General features: G+C 31.7%; 1 pseudogene. It reads left to right on the top strand.

Going from position 1 to position 568, the window contains the following annotated elements:
* Positions 1–134: 134 nt before the first annotated feature.
* Positions 135–568 (top strand): annotated as a pseudogene (locus tag CLPUN_RS12695) (group II intron reverse transcriptase/maturase); the annotation flags it as partial.

Here is a 568-nt window from a genome sequence, read left to right as displayed (position 1 = left end):
ATGAAATAAGGTAATTCTTATGGAGCGAAGGGGCATAGTCAAGTTAGAGAAAAATTTATTAAAGACAACGTATTGTTAGGAAGCCGATGAGCATAACTGATTAAAACCATTTATCCCCGAAAGGATGTGATAGTATGGCACAACAACTAACAGTTCCGAGAAGTGAAGGCGAATTAAGAAGGCTACTGGACAAAATGTACAGTACCAGTAAAGAAAAGATTAAGGTTAATGAAAGACCTTCGTTTAAAAGTTTATTGGAAATAATAAAATGTGAAGAAGTAATAGTTAGCGCTATCCATAAGATGAAATCTAATAAAGGGAGTAAAACTCCTGGCGAAAATGGAAAAACAATCAATGATATTTTACAAATGGAATATTCAGAAGTTATAAAAATGATTGAAGATAAATTAAGTCACTATAAAGCAGGTAAAATAAGAAGAGTTTTTATATCCAAATTAGGCAAGAAAGAGAAAAGACCATTAGGAATACCTAATATTGAAGACCGCATTATTCAAGAATGCATAAGAATGGTTATAGAACCTATTTTAGAAGCACAATTCTTTGAGCA

Origin of the sequence: Clostridium puniceum (assembly GCF_002006345.1) — a bacterium.
Lineage (GTDB): Bacteria > Bacillota > Clostridia > Clostridiales > Clostridiaceae > Clostridium > Clostridium puniceum.
This window is presented reverse-complemented; position numbering and strand designations above follow the sequence as displayed.